This is a genomic window from Marinobacter koreensis (assembly GCF_023156285.1).
In the GTDB taxonomy this organism is placed as follows: Bacteria; Pseudomonadota; Gammaproteobacteria; order Pseudomonadales; family Oleiphilaceae; genus Marinobacter; species Marinobacter koreensis.
Window position 1 is genome coordinate 509579 of the sequence record NZ_JAKZAJ010000004.1, and the last position, 19485, is coordinate 529063.

19 protein-coding genes are annotated in these 19485 nt (G+C 58.6%); 11 read left to right on the forward strand and 8 right to left on the reverse strand.

Annotated features, from left to right (window positions below):
• Positions 1-50 precede the first annotated feature (50 nt).
• Positions 51-2369, forward strand: coding sequence for a penicillin-binding protein 1B (gene mrcB / locus MLD04_RS13670; RefSeq protein WP_248159410.1), 2319 nt, complete (start codon positions 51-53; stop codon positions 2367-2369).
• A complete protein-coding gene (locus MLD04_RS13675) occupies positions 2366-2941 on the forward strand; it encodes a tetratricopeptide repeat protein (protein WP_248159412.1) in 576 nt (191 codons plus the stop codon). Before mrcB ends, MLD04_RS13675 begins: the two co-directional genes overlap by 4 nt.
• Before the next feature lie 61 nt (positions 2942-3002).
• Here MLD04_RS13675 and MLD04_RS13680 read toward each other — a convergent pair whose 3' ends face one another.
• Positions 3003-3923 carry a DUF4382 domain-containing protein gene (locus tag MLD04_RS13680; protein ID WP_248159414.1) on the reverse strand — a complete coding sequence of 307 codons (921 nt, stop codon included), beginning with the start codon at positions 3921-3923 and terminating at the stop codon, positions 3003-3005.
• 193 nt (positions 3924-4116) lie between these two features.
• Here MLD04_RS13680 and MLD04_RS13685 point away from each other — a divergent pair, with 193 nt between their 5' ends.
• The 4 genes from MLD04_RS13685 to MLD04_RS13700 all read left to right on the forward strand — a co-directional run bounded on the left by MLD04_RS13685 (position 4117) and on the right by MLD04_RS13700 (position 7290).
• Positions 4117-4722: an RNA polymerase sigma factor gene (locus tag MLD04_RS13685; protein WP_427902076.1), complete on the forward strand. Its 606-nt coding sequence runs from the start codon at positions 4117-4119 to the stop codon at positions 4720-4722.
• Positions 4723-4726: 4 nt separating this feature from the next.
• Complete coding sequence (locus MLD04_RS13690) at positions 4727-5410, forward strand: anti-sigma factor family protein (RefSeq protein WP_248159416.1); 684 nt, start codon at positions 4727-4729, stop codon at positions 5408-5410.
• Positions 5407-5820, forward strand: coding sequence for a hypothetical protein (locus MLD04_RS13695; RefSeq protein ID WP_248159418.1), 414 nt, complete (start codon positions 5407-5409; stop codon positions 5818-5820). Before MLD04_RS13690 ends, MLD04_RS13695 begins: the two co-directional genes overlap by 4 nt.
• Positions 5821-5955: 135 nt before the next feature.
• Positions 5956-7290 (forward strand): tetratricopeptide repeat protein, encoded by a 1335-nt coding sequence (locus tag MLD04_RS13700; protein WP_248159420.1) that lies wholly within the window; start codon positions 5956-5958, stop codon positions 7288-7290.
• A gap of 12 nt (positions 7291-7302) precedes the next feature.
• Here MLD04_RS13700 and hemL read toward each other — a convergent pair whose 3' ends face one another.
• Genes hemL through MLD04_RS13725 form a run of 5 tightly spaced genes read right to left on the reverse strand, consistent with a single transcriptional unit; the run spans position 7303 to position 12261 of the window.
• Positions 7303-8583, reverse strand: a complete 1281-nt coding sequence (gene hemL / locus MLD04_RS13705) for a glutamate-1-semialdehyde 2,1-aminomutase (RefSeq protein ID WP_008940640.1) — start codon at positions 8581-8583, stop codon at positions 7303-7305.
• Complete coding sequence (gene thiE, locus MLD04_RS13710) at positions 8580-9266, reverse strand: thiamine phosphate synthase (RefSeq protein WP_379883559.1); 687 nt, start codon at positions 9264-9266, stop codon at positions 8580-8582. The genes hemL and thiE overlap by 4 nt, the downstream gene beginning before the upstream one ends.
• Entirely contained in the window at positions 9254-10012 is a 759-nt protein-coding gene (gene thiD / locus MLD04_RS13715; RefSeq protein WP_248159422.1) for a bifunctional hydroxymethylpyrimidine kinase/phosphomethylpyrimidine kinase, read from the reverse strand. Before thiD ends, thiE begins: the two co-directional genes overlap by 13 nt.
• 41 nt (positions 10013-10053) lie before the next feature.
• Complete coding sequence (hemJ, locus tag MLD04_RS13720; RefSeq protein WP_248159437.1) at positions 10054-10476, reverse strand: protoporphyrinogen oxidase HemJ; 423 nt, start codon at positions 10474-10476, stop codon at positions 10054-10056.
• A gap of 3 nt (positions 10477-10479) precedes the next feature.
• Positions 10480-12261, reverse strand: coding sequence for a chloride channel protein (locus tag MLD04_RS13725; protein ID WP_248159439.1), 1782 nt, complete (start codon positions 12259-12261; stop codon positions 10480-10482).
• Positions 12262-12419: 158 nt separating this feature from the next.
• Between MLD04_RS13725 and argC the strand changes: the two genes are divergently transcribed.
• The 4 genes from argC (at position 12420) to erpA (ending at position 15103) form a co-directional block, all read left to right on the forward strand.
• Entirely contained in the window at positions 12420-13457 is a 1038-nt protein-coding gene (gene argC / locus MLD04_RS13730; RefSeq protein WP_248159527.1) for an N-acetyl-gamma-glutamyl-phosphate reductase, read from the forward strand.
• Between the two features lie 9 nt (positions 13458-13466).
• Positions 13467-14207, forward strand: a complete 741-nt coding sequence (locus MLD04_RS13735) for a DUF6776 family protein (protein ID WP_248159441.1) — start codon at positions 13467-13469, stop codon at positions 14205-14207.
• Position 14208: 1 nt separating this feature from the next.
• A complete protein-coding gene (locus MLD04_RS13740; RefSeq protein ID WP_248159443.1) occupies positions 14209-14685 on the forward strand; it encodes a bactofilin family protein in 477 nt (158 codons plus the stop codon).
• Positions 14686-14770: 85 nt separating this feature from the next.
• Positions 14771-15103 carry an iron-sulfur cluster insertion protein ErpA gene (erpA, locus tag MLD04_RS13745; RefSeq protein ID WP_008940648.1) on the forward strand — a complete coding sequence of 111 codons (333 nt, stop codon included), beginning with the start codon at positions 14771-14773 and terminating at the stop codon, positions 15101-15103.
• 7 nt (positions 15104-15110) lie between these two features.
• Here erpA and MLD04_RS13750 read toward each other — a convergent pair whose 3' ends face one another.
• Together MLD04_RS13750 and MLD04_RS13755 are read right to left on the reverse strand one after the other, a co-directional pair.
• Positions 15111-16208 (reverse strand): anhydro-N-acetylmuramic acid kinase, encoded by a 1098-nt coding sequence (locus MLD04_RS13750; RefSeq protein ID WP_248159445.1) that lies wholly within the window; start codon positions 16206-16208, stop codon positions 15111-15113.
• Positions 16209-16213: 5 nt separating this feature from the next.
• Positions 16214-17608: an OapA family protein gene (locus tag MLD04_RS13755; RefSeq protein WP_379883558.1), complete on the reverse strand. Its 1395-nt coding sequence runs from the start codon at positions 17606-17608 to the stop codon at positions 16214-16216.
• Positions 17609-17910: 302 nt separating this feature from the next.
• Between MLD04_RS13755 and tyrS the strand changes: the two genes are divergently transcribed.
• Positions 17911-19113 (forward strand): tyrosine--tRNA ligase, encoded by a 1203-nt coding sequence (gene tyrS, locus MLD04_RS13760; RefSeq protein WP_248159461.1) that lies wholly within the window; start codon positions 17911-17913, stop codon positions 19111-19113.
• Positions 19114-19485 lie beyond the last annotated feature (372 nt).

Below are 19485 nucleotides of genomic sequence, written 5' to 3' on the forward strand. Positions count from 1 at the left end.
ACACACGGCAGGTCTGCCTACCGGGCAAGTGGGTTCGTTATAATCCGGCCATGCCAAAATCAAAGACTTCCCGAAAATCTCCCCGTAAGACGACAAACACCAACCGGACATCCGGTTTCTGGCGTCTTTTCCTGCGTCTCTCGCTCATTGGCCTTGCGCTCTTGATCGGTTGGATGGTGTATCTGGATGCGGTTGTCACTTCTCGTTTCGAAGGGCGTCGCTTCGAGGTGCCCTCCCGGGTCTATGCCCGTCCGCTGGAGTTGTACGAGGGCGCCAGCGTGGGTGCCGGGGCGCTTCAGCAGGAATTGTCACTCTCCGGGTTCCGCAAGGGCGATGGTGTCGCGCCTGGCAGTTACCGTCGAAGCGGTTCCCGATTTGTGATCAGCACCCGGGGGTTCCGCTTCCCGGACGGTGAAGAGCCGAGGCGCCGTGTGGCTCTGACGATCCGTGATGATCAGGTGGATGATTTCCGCATTGTCAGCGGCGAATCGTCGCCCATCGTCCGTCTCGAGCCGGCGCAGATTGGTGGTATCTATCCCTCCCACAGGGAAGATCGCATCCTTGTCCAGCTCCAGAATGTGCCCAAACTGCTACCGGCGACCCTGATGGCGGTTGAGGACCGGAATTTCTACCATCATTTTGGCATTGCCCCGCTGTCGATTGCCCGGGCCATGCTTGCGAACCTCCGGGCCGGCGAGATTGTCCAGGGAGGCAGTACCCTGACCCAGCAGCTGGTCAAGAACCTGTTTCTCACCCGGGATCAGACCCTGTTGCGCAAGGCGAACGAGGCGCTGATGTCGATTCTGCTGGAATGGCATTACGACAAGGACGATATCCTGGAAACCTACCTCAACGAGGTCTACCTGGGCCAGGCCGGAACCCGCAGCATCAACGGCTTCGGGCTGGCCAGTCAGTTCTATTTTGGTGAGTCACTCAAAAACCTGAAGCCCCATCAGATTGCCCTGCTGGTCGGCATGGTGAAAGGGCCGAGTTACTACAATCCCAGGCGCAACCCGGACCGGGCGCTCAAGCGCCGTAACCTGGTGCTTTCGGAGATGGAAAAGACGGGGCTGCTGAGTTCGCAGGAGGCTGCACACGCCCGCGGCCTACCGCTGGGCGTCAGCGAGAAACCGTCTTACTCGGAAAACCGGTACCCTGCCTACATCGATCTGGTACGGCGCCATCTGGCGCGGGACTATCGGGAGGAAGACCTGAGCTCGGCCGGTTTGCGGATTTTCACCACTCTCAATCCGGCTATTCAAGCGGCGGCTGAAGAGTCCGTGCGGGATACCCTGCCGCGCCTCGGGCACGGTGAGGTCCGGGATAAACTGGAATCGGCGCTGGTGGTCACGGCCAAGGACACCGGGGAAGTGCTTGCCCTGGTGGGCGGCAAGAAGCCCGAATTCGCCGGGTTCAACCGGGCCCTGGATGCCCGTCGCCCGATCGGATCGCTGATCAAGCCGTTTATCTATCTGTCGGCGTTGTCGCAGCCCGATCGCTATACCCTGATCTCTCCGGTCAAGGACGCATCGTTCGTCCTGGAGTTCGATGACGGTCGCCGATGGGAACCAAAGGATTACGACAGCAAGGAGCGGGGGGAGGTGCCCCTGCACCAGGCGCTGGCCCACTCCTACAATTTGCCGGCGGTCCGGGTTGGGCTGGATGTGGGCGTGGATGTCGTGGCCCAGACGCTTCAGGATTTCGGGGTGACTTCGTCCATATCCCGGTATCCCGCCATGCTGCTGGGCTCGGTGTCCATGACACCGGTGACGGTCGCCCAGATGTACCAGGGGCTGGCGACATCCGGTTTCAACACGCCATTGCGCACCATTCGTGAAGTAACGGATGCCCATGGCAAAGCACTGTCCCGCTACCCGCTCGAGGTGGACCAGGTGGCCGACCCGGCGGCGGTACATCTGGTCCAGTACGCCATGCAGGAAGTCATGCAGGAGGGTACCGGCCAATCCGCGTATTATACCGTTCCGAAATCACTGTCCCTGGCTGGCAAGACGGGTACCACGGACGATGGCCGGGATTCCTGGTTTGCCGGCTTCAGCGGCGATTACCTCGCTGTGGCCTGGGTCGGCCGGGATGACAACGGCCCTACCTCCCTGACCGGTGCCAGCGGTGCCTTGCCGGTGTGGTCACGTTTTATGGCGAAGGTGCCCCAGCATGGTTTTGCGCCGGTTGTTCCGGACGGAGTGGGGTATCATTGGGTGAACGATCAGCGGCAGGCGCTGACCGATGAGTATTGTGAAAATGCACGCTATGTACCGTTTATAACCGGCAGTGAACCGGACCGTGAGGTATCCTGTTCGGGAGCGCTGCAAAAGCGGATACAGGGCTGGTTTAAAGGATTGTTCGAATGACGTTTTCTGTTTTGGGGCGTACCAGTGTTCTGAGTGCTGTCCTGGTATTTGCCGGCTGCGCCAGTGGCCCAGGGTCCATTTATGTTCCTGTCGGGGAGCAGCCGACTCAGGCACCCGAGCCGCCGAAGGCAAACACTGACGACGCTCCGGATTCCCGGGTCTGGCGCAAGAGTGAGCAGCCGGACGAGCCGGCCCAGCCCGAGACGGAGCGCGACTCCTCATCGCCGAGCTACAGTGCCTCGGGAGATACCCTGTCTCCTGCCGCACTGAGCCTGGTGCGCCAGGCTGATAACTTGCTGGCCTCTGGCGATACCCGCGGAGCCATTGCCCGCCTGGAACGGGCGCAACGGATCGCGCCTCGCTCGGCCGAGGTGTACTTCAAGCTGTCGCAAGCCTATGTTGCTGCTGATCAGTTGGGAAGCGCCGAACAGTTTACCCTCAAGGGATTGTCGCTGGCGGGAGATAACGCGAGATTGCAGAGAGCCGGCTGGTTGCTGCTGGCGGATATCCGGCGCGCCCGCGGTAATGTCGCCGGCGCCGATCAGGCGGAAGCTCGCGCGGCAGCCCTGTAGGCGGGAACGAAAAAGCCCCTGCGCAAGGGCAGGAGCAATCAGGGGGTCTTCACTTTTCTTATCAGGGGGTCAGTGGAAAGCTGTCTGCCTGCGTTTTCTCGCCTGCAACCACAGAGACGGTCTGTTTGTCCTCGAACTTTACCGTGTCGTCGGTGGTTTCGTTATCGTCCAGCTGGCAGGTATAGCTGATCGTATAGTCACCCTCGGTCAGATAGGCGGCGGTGTAGGTGTATATCCCTTTGCTGTCATCGTATTTGACGGGGACTGTCATCAGGGGGCCGCCTTCGGTTTCGACGTTCACATCGGTAGGAGTGATGTCCGCGCCCTGGTAAACATAGACCGAGCCGGTGTAACCTTCGGAAACGCCCTCACAATCCTGGTTCTGATTGATGGTTGCAAAATCGACGTCACCCGTAATCGAACCCGTCTCCAGAGTATTGGTCAGCCGGAGCGACGGCTTCAGCAGATAATCCGCCAGGGATTGCCCTTGCGGATTCACGATGGACTTCGCCACGTTGAAGTCGATGGTGAAATCCGTGGTGGTGTCCGCCGCAACGATGAAATTACCCTTGAGCTTCAGACCGCTCTGCTCGCCAGACGGTATGGCGAGGCTTTTGTGCTCGTCCGGCTTGGAAGCTGTGGCGACAAATGTCCTGTTGGGATCGGTATCCACCATCAGGCGGAGTTCGGTGTAATCGCCGGCCGGTACTTCCTCGTCCGTAATGAGCGGTTCGGACATGCCACCCTGAAGGTCCAGCAGGTTCCAGGTTTTGGGCTGGTCAAAGGTGAACTCGACCCACTCGCCGTCCTCGTGCTTCAGGCGAATCCCGGTGAAGGCGACAGTGACATCGGTAAATTCCATGGCCGGCGCATCGGTCATGTTGAACGAGACGGTGCCGGTAGAACCTGAGGCACTGCCATCACCTCCGCCACCGCACGCGGCTACGCCTGCGGCCAGCGCCGACACTGCAAACATTTGCATGGAACGCTTCATACAACCTCCGTGGTATTTTGGTTGATATATCACTTACTCCACGATGCAGGCGGACTGAGAGTTCCTTCTGTCTTGATTAACCTTTTCTCATGGAAATGACGGGCTCAGCCGTTGGTTGGTCGTCAGAGGCGATGCAACCTGATGCGCTACTGGTATAGACTTGCCGATCAATCAGCGAACCATGCGAGTAGTGACGAGTTTGTCGATTCTTCCCTTTAAGCCCAGCAAAAAGAGACGATTTGAAGCGCTCATCCAGCCCCATCTGGAGGGTATGTATCGTTTCGCCTACCGTCTTTCCGGCCAGCAGCAGGATGCAGAAGATCTGGTTCAGGATGTGGTCTGCAAGCTCTACCCGAAACTTGAGGAGTTGGAGTCGGTCGAACAACTGAGACCCTGGCTGAACCGGGTACTCTACCGGCATTTTATTGACCAGGTCCGTCGGAAGGGGCGGCAGGGTGATCGGCCCCTTAGTGAGTTGGTTGAAGCCGACAGTCAGGCCGACTGGCTCGACAGTCTGGAAGCCGACGAAGCGGGTCCTCCCTTGTTGTTGGAACAGTCGCGCCTGGGGCCGGTGCTCGACCTGGCCATGGCCAGCCTGGACCCGGATCAGAGAACACTGATCCTGCTTCACGATGTGGACGGATGGCGGCAGGAAGATATCGCGGAAATCCTGGATATACCGCTCGGTACGGTCAAATCGCGGCTGCATCGTATCCGTGCCGCCCTGAGAAAAAAACTTCAGCGGCAGTTGGAACCCGAATCCGCCCCGCGTCGTGTGGAGGAATGAGGTGATGAATATGTCCTGTCGGGAAACACGCGAAAGCCTTGCGGCTTATCTTGATAACGAACTGTCGGACCGGTTGGCCAGGCAGATCTCCGAGCATTTGAGTGTCTGCTCCTCCTGTAGTGACGCACTCGAAAATGAACGCTGCCTGCGTGCCGGGCTGGCGGAAGGATATGCCGTGCCTGCGCCATCGCCTGATTTTGAAACCCGTGTGTTGCGGGCTGCGACCCAGGGATCGCCGGAGCACGGGCGCTGGAGCCACCGGGTACTCGGGGGTGCAGTTGCTGCAGCGCTCGCGCTGGGTATTTCTGTGGGCGTGTTCCTGAACGGCGACCGGCAGGCAGCCCCTCAGACACCATCCTCGCTGGCTGATGCGTCGTCGGAATCGGCGGTGTTCCAGCCGGTTGAGAAGACGGTTCGGCTTGCCTTCAGCTCGGGGCAGGCGCTGGATGATGTGACCCTGACTCTGGAATTGCCGCCCAATGTCGAGATTGCATCCTGGCCGGGGCGCCATGAACTGAGCTGGAAAGTCAGTCTCGATGCTGGTGAGAATGTGTTGGCTTTGCCTCTCAAGGTTCTATTCCCGGGGGCGGGTCAGCTGGTTGCGCATCTCAATACCGGTGGCCAGCAGAAGAGCTTTCGGGTTGATATTCCGACGGTAGAGAAAGGTAAAGAGGTTCCTGCATCATGAAATGGTATCTGACGGCTGCAATCGCGGGTGTGTTGGCAACGGGACAGGCCCACGCGGGAGATGACCTGGATGTGACCATGCGGATGGTGCTCGACGATCAGGATCTGACCCAATCGGTCGTGCGCGAAATTCAGCTCCCCGAACCACCCGTCGCGGACCAGGTAGCACCGTCTGCCAGGGATAACGCCGGATCGGGACTGGAATCGGCCCAGGATGCCAGAGATCAGGGACGGGCGTTTGGCCAGGAAATGTCGGATCACGCCAGGGAGTCTGCGAATATGGCAAAGGACCTGCCAGACAAGCCCGACGTCCCGTCGGCGAACCCTGAACGGCCTGAGCGCCCGGATTTGCCAGCGGCCGTGGATGAGATCCGCGACAAGCTGCCGGAGGTTGCCCGGCCCGGGGATTGATCCGGCCTGTCGTAATGCGTTGGGCATTTTTTAGTTCAACCTGCTGTTATACTCTGCTTCATCGTCAAGGGTAGGTGTCGGTCTGGAGAGCGGCACCGCCTTTCCCTTTTCCGGATGATGAACGGAGCACCTTTTTTGTTGGCCGTCCGCCTGTTCCCGTCACTGTTCCTTGGTTGCCTGATCCTGGCACTTTCCCCCTGTCTCGAGGCAAAGGCATCATCGGAGTCTTCGGCGACCGACCTGTTTCGTCAGGGCGTTCTTCTGTTCAATCAGGGCCGGCTTGCTGAAGCAAGGGATGTCCTTGAGCAGGCCAGGGAGGCGGGTCTGAATTCGAACACGCTGCACTATAACCTTGGCGTACTCTATTACCGGCTTTCCGACTACGACGCCGCTGAACGTTCCTTCAAAAAGTTGTTGCCTACCCACGATGGCGCTCTGGCAAGGTACAACCTGGGCCTGGTGGCTCTGGCTCGTGAACAAAGAGCCCTGGCCCGGTCCTACTTTCAGACGGTTGCGCTTGAAGCCGACTCGGACAAACTCCAACGACTGGCCCGAATCAAGCTCGCTGAGCTGGGCGGAGCGATACCGCCAGATGCCGCGCCGAAATACCAGTCATACCTGTCGGTATCGGGTGGATACGACAGCAACATCGCCGGATTACCCGAGGCAGCACTGTCCCGGGATGGTGGAACCTTTCTGGAAGCGGTCGTCGCCGGGGGAACCCGGCTGAGCCAGGGCCGGTCTGGAATCTGGAACTTGCAGGGTGTTTATCTGGGCCGGCAATTTCCCTCTCATTCCGAATACGATGCCGATATGCTGCAGGGCAGGCTCTCCTGGTCCTCCCCCTGGGCTAATCGGACACTGCATGGCAGCCTGCTGGTCAGCCAGTCCTGGTTCGGGCAGGATCCCTTTGAAACCCGGTATGGTGCTGAGGGAAGTGTGGTCAATCAGGGCTGTTTCGGTGGCGTGATGGATGACTGCGAGGCGGGCATTGCAGTGGCAAGAGTCCTGGCAAGTGATCCGTTCGAGGCCTACGATGGCCATTGGTACCGGGTGCGCGTTGGGGCTGAAAGGCGCATTGAGGACTGGACGCTGGAAGGGAAGTATCAGTGGGAGGTGAATGACCGCAAGGATCTGAGCGTCGGTTCCCAGTTCGTGAGCGTGTCACCGCACCACCACTCTCTCGATGCGGTGTTGAAATACCGGGTTCGGAGTGATCTTGCCCTGGGGGCGCAGGGGGGATTTCGGTTCAGTCGTTACGAGGATCCCCATCGGTTACTGCAAGATGGCGTCCTCGTGGAAGAGCGTCGTATAGACCGACGCTGGGATCTGGGTGGTTTTGTTGAAAAAGCGCTGGACAGGCAATGGCGCATCCGGGGCGAGTGGCAATATCGCGATACGGCCAGCAGCATCGAACGCTACACCTACCAGCGCCACACGGTAATGGTGACGCTGGAAGGGAGCTTCTGAATACTGTGATGGCTAGAGTGTTGCCATCACCTTACGGGCCGCGGCAATCGTGTGTTCGATGTCATCGTCCGAGAGGGCTGCGCTGGTGAATCCTGCCTCAAATGCAGAGGGCGCCAGATATACCCCTTCCTGCAACATACCCTGGAAGAACTTCTTGAACCTTTCGACATCGCAGCCCATCACCTGATCAAAGCGGGTGACAGAGGCTTCCTCGGTGAAGAAAAAGCCGAACATGGCACCGGCACTCTGGACGGTCAGCGGGATCCCCGCTTCATCGGCTGCCGACTTGAGGCCGTCTCTGACCGCATTGGTCTTTTCTGTCAGTCGGTCATGGAACCCGGGTTCCGAGATGGCGTTCAGGGTGGTCAGGCCGGCCGTCATCGCCAGCGGGTTGCCGCTCAGTGTGCCGGCCTGGTAAACGGGCCCCAGGGGCGAGATGTGTTCCATGATTTCCCGCTTGCCACCGAATGCGCCCACCGGCAGCCCGCCGCCAATAACCTTGCCCAGTGCCGTCAGGTCCGGCGTCACGTTGAACAGTCCCTGAGCCCCGCCAAGAGAAACCCGGAATCCGGTCATCACTTCGTCGAAGATCAGTACCGTACCGTGTTCATCGCAGACCTCACGCAGGGCCTCAAGAAAACCGGGGACCGGCGGAATGCAGTTCATGTTGCCGGCAACCGGTTCGACAATGATTGCAGCGATGTCGTCGCCCATTTTCCGGAAGGTTTCCCGGACGCCATCGATGTCGTTGTAGGTGAGCGTCAGGGTGTGTTCCGCCAGACTGGCCGGAATGCCGGGTGAATTGGGCACACCCAGCGTGAGTGCGCCGGAGCCGGCTTTCACCAGAAGCGAATCGACGTGGCCGTGGTAGCAGCCCTCGAATTTGACGATCTTGTCCCGACCGGTATAGCCCCGGGCGAGGCGGATGGTGCTCATGGTGGCCTCGGTGCCGGAGTTGACCATACGGACGAGATCGATGGACGGCACCAGTTCGCACACCTTTTTCGCCATCTCGGTTTCGATGGCGGTGGGTGCGCCATAGCCGACGCCAAGATCGACCTGCCGATGCAGCGCTTCTTTGATGCGGGGGTCGGAGTGTCCGAGGATCATCGGTCCCCAGGAACCGATGTAATCGATGTAGCGGCGGTCGTCCTCGTCAAACAGGTAGGCGCCTTCGGCGTGCTTGAAGAAGATCGGTGTGCCACCCACGCCTCGGAAGGCCCGAACCGGTGAGTTAACGCCACCGGGGATGTATTTCTGTGCCTGTTCGAACAGGGTTTCGGAGTGCGTCATGGTTGGGCTCCTGGTTTGCTGGAAATTGGGTAAAGTGGGTGATGGGTCGCGAACAGTTGACTGAATGCCCGCGCCCGATGCTCGATCTGGTCCGGTCCGCCTGAGAACAACCCGCCGACCACGGCGAGCATGTCTGCGCCAGCACGGATAAGTTCTGCGCCGTTTTCGGTTGTGACGCCTCCAATGGCGGTCAGTGGTCGCCCCAGCGACCTGGCGCGGGTCAGAACCTCCGGTGAGGCCTCGGGCGCGTCGGGCTTGGTGCCTGAGGTATAGAACCGCCCGAAGGCCAGGTAATCGGCACCATCCGCCCGGGCTGCACTGGCGAGATCCAGGCTGGCGTGACAGGTAACGCCGATGATCGCCTGTTCGCCGAGCCGCGAGCGGGCCTCGGTGATGTCGCCGTCTTCCTGGCCGAGGTGAACACCGTCTGCACCTACCGTCCGTGCCAGTTCGACATCGTCGTTGATGATCAGCGGCACCCGTGCATTACGACATACCGACAGCAATGACCTTGCCTGACGGAGTCGCTCGGTTCGTGAAGAGGTCTTGTCCCGGTATTGTACCAGCACTGCGCCACCCCGCAGGGCCGCCTCTATGGCCGATACCAGCTGGTCTGCCGGTGTCAGCGTGCTGTCGGTAATGGCATAGAGGCCCGGTCTGGAAATCGGTTTCAGCGTTCCCACTGAATGCCTCTGTCCGGAACAGGCTGGCCCTTGCCGACGGCAAGCGCATGCAGTATCGCCCGGTGCACGTAATTCTGGGCCTGGGCGATTGCGGCACGGGCCGACAGGCCCATGGCCCGGCCGGCCGCGATCGCCGCCGCAAGAGTGCAGCCGGTGCCGTGGTATTCGCCCCCGATCCGTTCGATTTCCCATTGCATCGGGTCCGGTGCGTGATTATACAGCCGATTCACGATGTGAACGCCGGTACCGTGGCCGCCGGTGGCCAGTACGGATCCGCAGCCGCGGTCCATCAGGTTCTGCGCAGCCCGGTCAGCATCTTCATCACCGCCGAGAATGGCAAGTTCCTCGCCATTTGGCGTGATCATCTCTGCCAGGGGGAACAACCGTTCCTTCATGGCCTTGATCAGCGCGTCGTCTGCCAGATCTCCGCCGCCGGCGGCCTTTATGACCGGATCGGTGATTACTGGCACGTCCGGGCGCTTTCTGAGGAACTCGACCACGACATCAACAATACCGGCGTTTCCCAGCGCGCCGGTCTTGATGGCGTGAATGGTTGAATCGTTCGCCACACAATCCAGTTGTTGCCGGATCAATTCCGCGTCCACTGGGCTGGCGCCATACACATTGCGAGTATCCTGCACCGTCAGGCAGGTCAGTACCGGAAGCGGGTGGCATCCAAGGGAAGTGATCGCCTGAATGTCTGCCTGGATGCCGGCGCCACCTGAGGGATCCAGACCGGAAAGCACGAGAACCTGGGGGCGGGTATAACCTTCGATGACGGCACTCCTTAAAACGGTTTGACCACGGCCAGAATGACCACGGCCAGAAGAATGAATACGGGCAACTCATTGAACCAGCGGTAGAAGACATGGCTCCGGGTGTTGCGATCATCCCGGAAAACCTTCACCAGGTGGCCGCAGTAAAAATGGTAGACAATCAGCAGGGCCACCAACGCGAGTTTTGCGTGAAGCCACCCCTGGCTGAGATAGCCGGATACATTGTAACTGATCAGCCAGATTCCGAGGGCCACGGTCGCGATCATGGACGGGGTTGTAATACCCCGATAGAGCTTGCGCTCCATGATCTTGAAACGTTCCCGACCGGCCTCATCCTCGCAGGCCGCGTGATACACGAATAACCGGGGCAGATAGAAAATGCCGGCGAACCAGCAAACCATGGCAATAATGTGGAAGGCTTTAACCCACAGCATTCGTCAGCTCCGTCGATATTGGTAATAGCTTTCAATGTCCGATTTCAGGACCACCCCGTAGATCCGCTGGATCATCGGCGCTACATGACGTTGTACGTAGAGTGCCTCGGCGTTGGTCAGATCAAACTGATTCAGCGCCTCTTCCAGAGTGGCCTGATACTGCACGGGAGCAATGTCCCGGCGATTGGCGGGAATGTTGATCAGGTCGATACTCTCCGGGTTGTCACCACTTTCGGTCTTGTCGGCTTCAACTTCCTCGGTGTCCTCCAGGTAGCGGGCGAGATCCACCGCAGGCATGAGCGCTGTCGGGCCGCTACTCCCTTCCACGATCAGCCATTTGGGCTCCGATTTTAACAGTTTTCTGGCCTCGGCAATGGAGAGGTGACGTGCCGAACGCATAATATTCTTTTCCATGATGGCGCCCACCGAAACCCGCCGGAGTGCCTGTATTACCGGGGAGCTCTGGTAGCTGAGGCCCTGACTCTTCAACATGGTCAGAAACAGTGAGCGCTTCCCGAAGACTTCGCTGGTGACCAGACTGGCTGTGGTAATGATGAGCATGGCCGGAAGGATAATGTTCGGGTTCCGGGTCAGCTCAAGCACGGCCATCAAGGCCGCGAGCGGAGCCTGGAGGACGGCGCCCATCATGGCACCCATCCCGAGCATGGCGTACAGCCCGATGGACGAGGCAATGTCCGGGGCCAGTTCGGCGCCGACCAGCCCCATGGCGCCGCCAAGAGTGGCCCCCATGAACAGCGTCGGGCCAATTACACCACTGGGCATGCCCAGTCCGATGGACAGCGAGGTGATAATCAGCTTTGCCAGCCCGACGGCGAGCAGAAGCCAGAAGCCGAGCTCTCCGTCGATGGTGGCGTTGACCGTGTCGTAGCCGATGCCCATGGTTTCGGGAATGAAAATGGCAAAGGGCACCATCAGTGCGCCGGCAAGACTGATTCTGAGGAAAATCGGACGGTGGTTAAAGCGTCCCAGGCTATCAACCAGTTGAATAAAGAGTGCCGCAGCAACGCCGATGATGACGGCGATCACCAGGATCCAGGGGATCTCCACCAGTGAATTGAGCGTCAGGCCGGGTACGGTAAAAGCAGGTTCAGGCCCGTAAACGGCCTGGGTCACAATGGCCGCGCTGACGGCTGCCAGAATGATCGGCGTGAACCCGGCGATGGTGTACTCCATCATGACCACCTCCATCGCAAAGACGACGCCGGAAATAGGGGTGTTGAACGAGGCCGAAATGGCGGCGGCACAGCCACACGCCACCAGTGTTCGAATGCTGTTGTTGGGCAGGCGCATCCACTGGCCCATCAGACTCGAGAAGGTTGCGCCGAGGTGAACGGCCGGTCCCTCCCGTCCCGAGGATTGCCCGGTCACGACGGTCGCAACCCCGGAGACGAACTGCACAATCGCACTTTTCAGGGAAATGTAGCCCTGATGGTAGTTCAGCCGTTCCATGACATGAACCACACCCACCTTGCGATCGTTGATCGCCAGTTGATGGGTAATAAGACCCAGTGTCACGGCTCCGGCCAGCGGGAGTATTCCCCGGGTCACGAGATCGAGTTTCTCGAACGATTCGGAGCTGCCGTCCGGAAGGAAATATTCCAGGGGCCATTCGATGGCCAGACGGAAAAGCAGTATCACGGCGCCGGTGACGATTCCTGACAGCAGGCCCAGTACCGCCAGTCGGGGCAAGGCATCCGCCCCGGTCATGCGACGCCGGAGCGAGGGCATGACGTTCCCGGTGATCTGTTGCCAGAATTTTTGCATGAATTCGGAGTTTCCCGTCAGGATGGGGAGTGTGTCGTTAATTTTTCACAACATTGTAATGCGCAGCCGCCGTGCTGCAATAAGTCCTTGGTTTATCATGGTAGACTAAAGGGCTGAACGTCCCAATTCTGATAAAGAAAGCCTCGCTGGAGAGAATGGTGATTAAAGTCGGTATCGTTGGTGGCACCGGATATACCGGTGTGGAGTTGCTGAGAATTCTTGCGGTTCACCCGGAAGTGAGCGTGCAGTGCATCACTTCCCGTTCGGAAGCAGGTATGCCTGTTGCCGATATGTACCCCAATTTGCGAGGACACTTCGACCTGGCATTCTCGGAACCCGACGTCGCCGTGCTGAAAGCCTGCGATCTCGTATTTTTTGCGACTCCCCATGGCGTGGCGATGCGAATGGTGCCTGAACTCATGGCCGCCGGGGTCCGTGTAGTCGACCTGTCCGCCGACTTCCGGCTCAAGGACCTCGACGTCTGGGCGAACTGGTACGGGATGACCCACGAGAGTCCCGAATGGGCGGAACGCGCCGTCTATGGTTTGCCGGAAGTGGTCCGGGACGAAATCCGCGAGGCGCAGCTGGTCGCCAATCCGGGTTGCTACCCGACAGCGGTCCAGCTTGGCTTCCTGCCCTTGCTCGAGGAAGGGCTGGTGGACGCGTCCCGATTGATCGCCGATGCCAAATCGGGAGCCAGTGGCGCAGGCCGTCAGGGCAAGATCGGCATGTTACACGGCGAGATCGGCGAAAGCTTCAAGGCCTATGGCGCCTCTGGACATCGACATTTGCCGGAGATCCGTCAGGGTCTGAGCGCTGCCGCCGGTAGTTCTGTGGGCGTGACGTTTGTGCCGCACCTGATTCCCATGATCCGCGGGATCGAAGCGACACTCTACGCGGAGCTCCGCGATCCGGAGGCCTTTGATCGACTGCAGGCCCTCTTTGAAGCCCGTTTCCGGGATGAGCCGTTCGTTGATGTCATGCCCTTCGGCAGCCACCCTGAGACCCGCAGTGTTCGGGGTGCCAATCAGTGCCGGATGGCGCTCCATCGCCAGGAGAACAGCAACATTGTCATTGTGTCTTCGGTGATTGATAACCTGGTAAAGGGGGCTGCGGGACAGGCCGTCCAGAACATGAACATCATGTTCGGCTTCCGTGAAACAAAGGGGCTTGAAGCACCTGCGTTGTTGCCCTAAGGAGCCGTTGTGAGCGACTCGCGAAAGCCTGCAGAAGAGTATGTGGTGGTCCGTCACCGTCCGGGTCACCGCATCCGTCGGACCGCCATCCTGCTGATCTTCACCGTGGTTGCGGCCATTGCGGGGTATGCTGCCGGCCTGGCCCAGAGCGGATTCCGATTGTCGAATGTTGCTGCGTCCAACGACACCTTGCAGGAAGAGCTGGATACGCTGCGAAGCGATTTTCGGGAAACGCGGCAGAAGTTGGTGAACCTCGAACGGGGCAAAGTGATTGACCAACAGGCACTGGGCAGCGCCCGAAAGACAATTGCCGGGCTGGAAAACCGGATTGCATCACTGAAGTCGGACCTGACTTTCTATAAAAATATCATGGCGCCATCCGAGACCAGCAAAGGGCTTCAGGTTGATAGTCTGGCGCTGGCTCGGGATTATGAGCCCGGTTCCTGGGATTTCAAACTTGTACTGACCCAGGTGGGCAATAATAAAAGCTATATTTCCGGGGTAGTGGCGGTGAACGTCATTGGCCTGCGCGACGAAGAGAAAGAAGTCATCGCCTTGAGGGATCTGTCGAAGGATATTGAAGACCTTGGTGTGAAATTTCGTTTCCGGTTCTTCCAGAATGTGGAAGGCACCCTCGTGCTTCCCGACAACTTCCAGCCACTGGAGGTTCAGGTGGTCGCCCAGGCTGATGGTCGGAAATCCTCACAGGCAGAAAGAACCTTTGACTGGGATGATCTAACGGAGAAATAACATGCTCGGTAAGAAGAAGCAGAAGCCTCGTCGCCCTGTGGGACATTTTGACACCCTGATCTCGGCGAAGACGTCGGTACAGGGTGATATCACCTTTTCCGGCGGGCTGCACGTGGACGGTCGAATTCATGGCAAGGTGGTTGCGGAAGAGGGGAGCGATGCCGTTCTCCGGGTTTCCGAAGTCGGTGAAGTCACCGGCGACATCATTGCCCCGCACGTGATTGTCAATGGTACGGTGAATGGCGACGTCTACGCCTCTGCCAACCTGGAACTGGCCGAAAAGGCATCCATCAATGGCAGCGTTTATTACAACCTGATTCAGATGGCCATGGGCGCCACGGTGAATGGCAACCTCGTTCATCAGAAGGAGGCTGTCGGCCTGCTGACCAATGGCGAACAATCCGGGAAGTCCTCATCGACGTCGGTCGAGCTCGGCCGAAGCGAATCGGAAGCGGTCGATGGTGGAAAGTCCGAATAGTTGATTGTTTTAGTCAGGAATACCATAATCGGGCTCTTGCAATTGATGATCCCCGGAGGCGAACTTGAGTGTCGTTCAGCAACAAATGGCCATTCCGCTGTTCTTCAGTGATAGCGCTGTTGCCAAAGTACGCGAACTGATTGAGGAAGAGGGTAATCCCGATCTCAAGCTGCGCGTCTTTGTGACGGGTGGCGGCTGTTCGGGGTTTCAGTATGGTTTTTCGTTTGATGAGGCCCAGGAAGAGGACGATACAGCCATTGAGCGGGATGGTGTGACCCTTCTGGTGGATTCCATGAGTTATCAGTATCTCGTGGGGGCCACGATCGATTATCAGGAAGGGCTTCAGGGGTCGCAGTTCGTGGTGCAGAACCCCAACGCCACCTCGACTTGCGGATGTGGGAGTTCGTTCTCCATCTGATGACTCTTCAGGCCGGGTAGATGGCTCCGAGGATTCTCTGACCGCTTGCGCCGGTCACCTCGGGGAGGTTGCCCGGTCTTCCTTCCAGTGTTTGTTTTGCGAGCCAGGCAAATGCCGTCGGCTCGACCCATTGCGGGTCCAGCCCGAGTTCCGATGTGATCTTCAGATCACGGGGGGCAACCGCTTCGGCCAATGCCTTCATCAGCTCCGGGTTTCGGGCGCCACCGCCACAGACATAAATGGTTTTCAGACCGTAATCCGGCAGCTGATGGCTGATGGACAGTGCAGTGACTTCCAGTAGGGTTCTCTGCACGTCGGCATTACGCACGTTGGGATGTCTTGCCAGGTGTGTCCGGACCCAGTCCAGATTGAACTTTTCCTTCCCGGTGCTTTTGGGCCCCTTTTTCCGGAAATAGGCATCGGACAGCATGTCGGAAAGCAGTGCTTCGTCCACTTCCCCCTCTTTTGCCCAGTGCCCATCGGTGTCATACGGGCGCCCGGTCTGGTCCAGGCACCAGGCATCCATCAGCGCATTCGCCGGCCCGGTATCGAATCCGGTGACGTCTCCCTCGCCCTTGGCGGGGAGCCAGGTTATGTTGGCGATCCCGCCAAGATTCAGAATGCAGCGACTTTCCGAGGTCGAGCCGAAAAACTCTTTGTGAAATGCCGGAACCAGTGGCGCGCCCTGGCCGCCTGCGGCCATATCGCGGCGCCGGAAATCGGCGACCGTGGTCAGGCCGGTTAACTCGGCAATCACCGCAGGGTTTCCGATCTGGAGTGAAAATGGCGCTTTGCCGGAGGGTTGGTGGCGGATGGTTTGCCCATGGCTGCCAATGGCGCGAATGGAGGCAATGTCGGCGCCGGTGTCGGCAATGACCCGATTGGCAGCCTGGGCGAACAGGTGCCCGGTAAGCGTATCCAGTTCGCCGATCTCATCGGGGCTTGCGTGATTCTGGCTGGCGGCGAGGAGTCGGTGACGGAGATCGTCGGGATAGCTCAGGGAGTGCGTCCCGACCAGTGTCATTGATTGGTCCTGAAAAGAGACCAGCACAGCGTCAATGCCGTCCATGCTGGTCCCCGACATTAACCCCAGCCAGGTCTCCATCGGATTTATTCTTCCTCAGCCATCGCCAGTTGTTGTTCGCGTCCCTCGAATACATTGAACTGCGCGAGGCGCTGGTCGGCGATCTTCCTGAACTGCGCCATCTCTGAGGAGGGAACCGGTTTCGCGTCCGGGAGCTTCACCGTGCGTGAATTGACCGGGCGACCATTGACCCGATACTCGTAGTGAAGGTGCGGGCCGGTGGCCAGGCCAGAGGATCCGACATAGCCGATCGTCTGGCCCTGCTTCACCCGGGAGCCGGCTTTCATGCCGCGGGCAATCCGGCTCATGTGAGCATACAGTGTCGTGATCCCGTCACCGTGTTGCAGCACGACGGCCCGGCCGTAACCACCCTTACGTCCTGCAGAAATGATTCTGCCTGAACCGGCGGCCTTGATTGGCGTTCCGGGCGCAGCGGCGTAATCGGTGCCTTCGTGTGGTCGAACGACGCCGAGAACCGGATGGCGGCGCTGTAAGTTGAACGGGGAGGAAACGCGGGCATCGATCGGCGTGCGCAGGATCGCCTTGCGCATACTTTTGCCGTCCGGCGTGAAATAGTCACTGTTGCCGGAGTCATCGGTATAGAGCAGGGCAAGTCGTTCGTCGCCCCGGTTGATAAAGCGGGCAGACAGGATCTTCCCGGTGCCAAGCTTTTCTCCGTCCAGGTACAGGTCCTGGTAGACCACCTCGAAACGGTCACCCTTTCTCACGTCATAAACAAAGTCGATGTCCCAGCCGAAGATGTCCGTTAATTCCATGGTCAGCTTGTCGTTCAGACCGGCAGCCCTGGCGGAGGCGTAGAGCGAATCGTCGATTACCCCGGAGGCAAACATTGGCCTGGCTTCCGGCTCGCGCGTGAGAACCTCGCCCTTGAAACCATCATCGGTCCGGGAAACCTTGAGGCTCTTGAGTCGGTTTCTCTGCAGTTCAACGGCCGCGAGTTTGCCCTGATCGTCTGACGCGAACCGAATGGTCTCGCCAGCATACAGACGCTGGAGCTTGTCGGCGTCGCCTTCACCATGAATTACAGAGAGCATGATGCCGTCGTTGAATCCCGCCGCCTTGAAAAGAGAGGACAGGGTATCGCCGGACTTGATATCAAATGTCTGCCAGTCCAGTGCGGGTTTGGGCGGGGTCTTCGCGACAGTCGCTTCAGTCTGGCCTTCGGCCGATGCTGGTGCGCCGCTGGTTGCGTCATCAGTCGCTACCTCCGCGGATTCGGGGTCACCTGCAGACGCCGGGCCCTTGGCGGGCGCTGAAACCGAACCCTGCTCGAGATCCAGGGAATAGGACATTCGCTTGGCCTCGACGTTACTGCTCGGGCTCATCAGGACGGTCGCGGCAACCAGGACGGTGGCCCCGGCGGCGATGGTAAGGTGGGTCTTCGGAAACATTTTAAACACGTGCGCACCCGATTTGGTCGGTATTCCAGTAGGTTGAACTACCAAATTAAAGCTTTCGATCAAGTATAGACCATCAGATTACCGGATAAAGTAAACGCAGGACAGCAGGGAACATTACGATTCCTGTTTCCGGGCCCGGATTTCTGGCGACGTCGCTGCTATAATACGCCGCCCTCTGTGGTCCGGGTTGTCTGAAAAATGATCAGGTCCACTCTAGCAGGGGAGCGGGTAACTCACAGAGTTCTTTTGTAGAGCTCTGTAACCGGTACATTCTTTGATTCATAAACGAGGATGCGTGGTTCATGGTATCGATCGATGAAGCGTTGGCCGTCATCAAGCGCGGCGTAGACGAACTGATTCCGGAAGACGAGCTTGTAGCAAAGCTGAAACAGGGCCGGCCTCTTCGGATCAAGGCGGGGTTCGATCCCACTGCACCGGATCTTCATCTTGGTCATACCGTGCTGATCAACAAGCTTCGTCAATTCCAGGACCTGGGCCACGAAGTCATTTTCCTGATCGGTGATTTCACCGGCATGATCGGTGATCCGACAGGTAAGAGTGCAACCCGCCCGCCTCTGACCGAGGAGCAGGTTCGGGAGAATGCGGTCTCCTATAAGGAGCAGGTGTTCAAGATTCTCGATCCGGAGAAGACGCAGGTGGTGTTCAATTCGGACTGGATGAGCAAGATGACCGCTGCGGACATGATCAAGCTGGCGGGACAGTACACGGTGGCCCGGATGCTTGAGCGCGATGATTTTACCAAGCGTTATCGGGCTGAGCAGGCGATCGCCATCCATGAGTTTCTGTATCCCCTGGTTCAGGGGTATGACTCGGTCGCCCTTGAGGCTGATGTGGAATTGGGGGGGACCGATCAGAAGTTCAACTTGTTGATGGGGCGCATTCTCCAGAAGCATTATGGCCAGGAGCCACAAGTCATTCTGACTATGCCCATTCTGGAAGGTCTGGATGGCGTCCAGAAGATGTCCAAGTCTCTCGGCAACTATGTGGGTGTCAATGATGCCCCCGGCGAGATGTATACCAAGCTGTTGTCCATGCCGGATGAGTTGCTGTGGCGCTATTTTGAGCTGTTAAGCTTCCGTCCGTTAGCGGAAGTTGAGGAGTTTCGCAAGGCGGTTGATGCCGGAGCAAACCCCCAGGACTACAAGAAGGTGTTGGCGGAAGAGATTATCACCCGCTTCCACGACGAAGAGGCGGCGCGTTCCGCTCACAAATCCGCAGGTAACCGGGTCGCTCTCGGTGAGATTCCGGAAAACGTTCCGGAAGTGGAAGTGTCCCTCGATGGTCAGGCTGAGATCCCGATGGCGGCGGTATTGCGTCTCGCGGGTCTGGTCAAGAACGGTGCAGCGGCACGGGATGTTCTTGGGCGTGGCGCAGTTTATGTCGATGGCCAGCCATTCGAAGGCAATCGCCCGTTTGTTAAAGGGGATGCGTGCGTTATCCAGGCGGGGAAAAAGAAAATCGCCCGGGTATTGATCACGGAGTGATCGGGTTGGGTATTTGTTGTACGGAGTGGTGTTAATTTCAGGCTTTTTTAAGATTCGTCGTTGACAGTTCTCCGGAGGCCTGTAGAATGCGCACCACTTCTGAGGGACAAGCCGCTGAGGCGGCGGGTTTTGAGGGAGTTAACTGCTTGAAAGCTTTGAAGAAAAAAGAGTTCGAGATTTCTTCAGAAAGCGGTTGACAAGGTAGCGGTTCGGTGTAGAATGCGCGCCTCGTTTGAAGCAGTAAGCCGGACGGTTTTTAGCGGATTTGGACGAGTTTGAAGACGCTGGAAATTAACGGTTGACAAGGTCGGGATTCGATGTAGAATACGCGGCCTTGATTGAGCAGAGGCTCAACGCTCTTTAAAAAGTTAA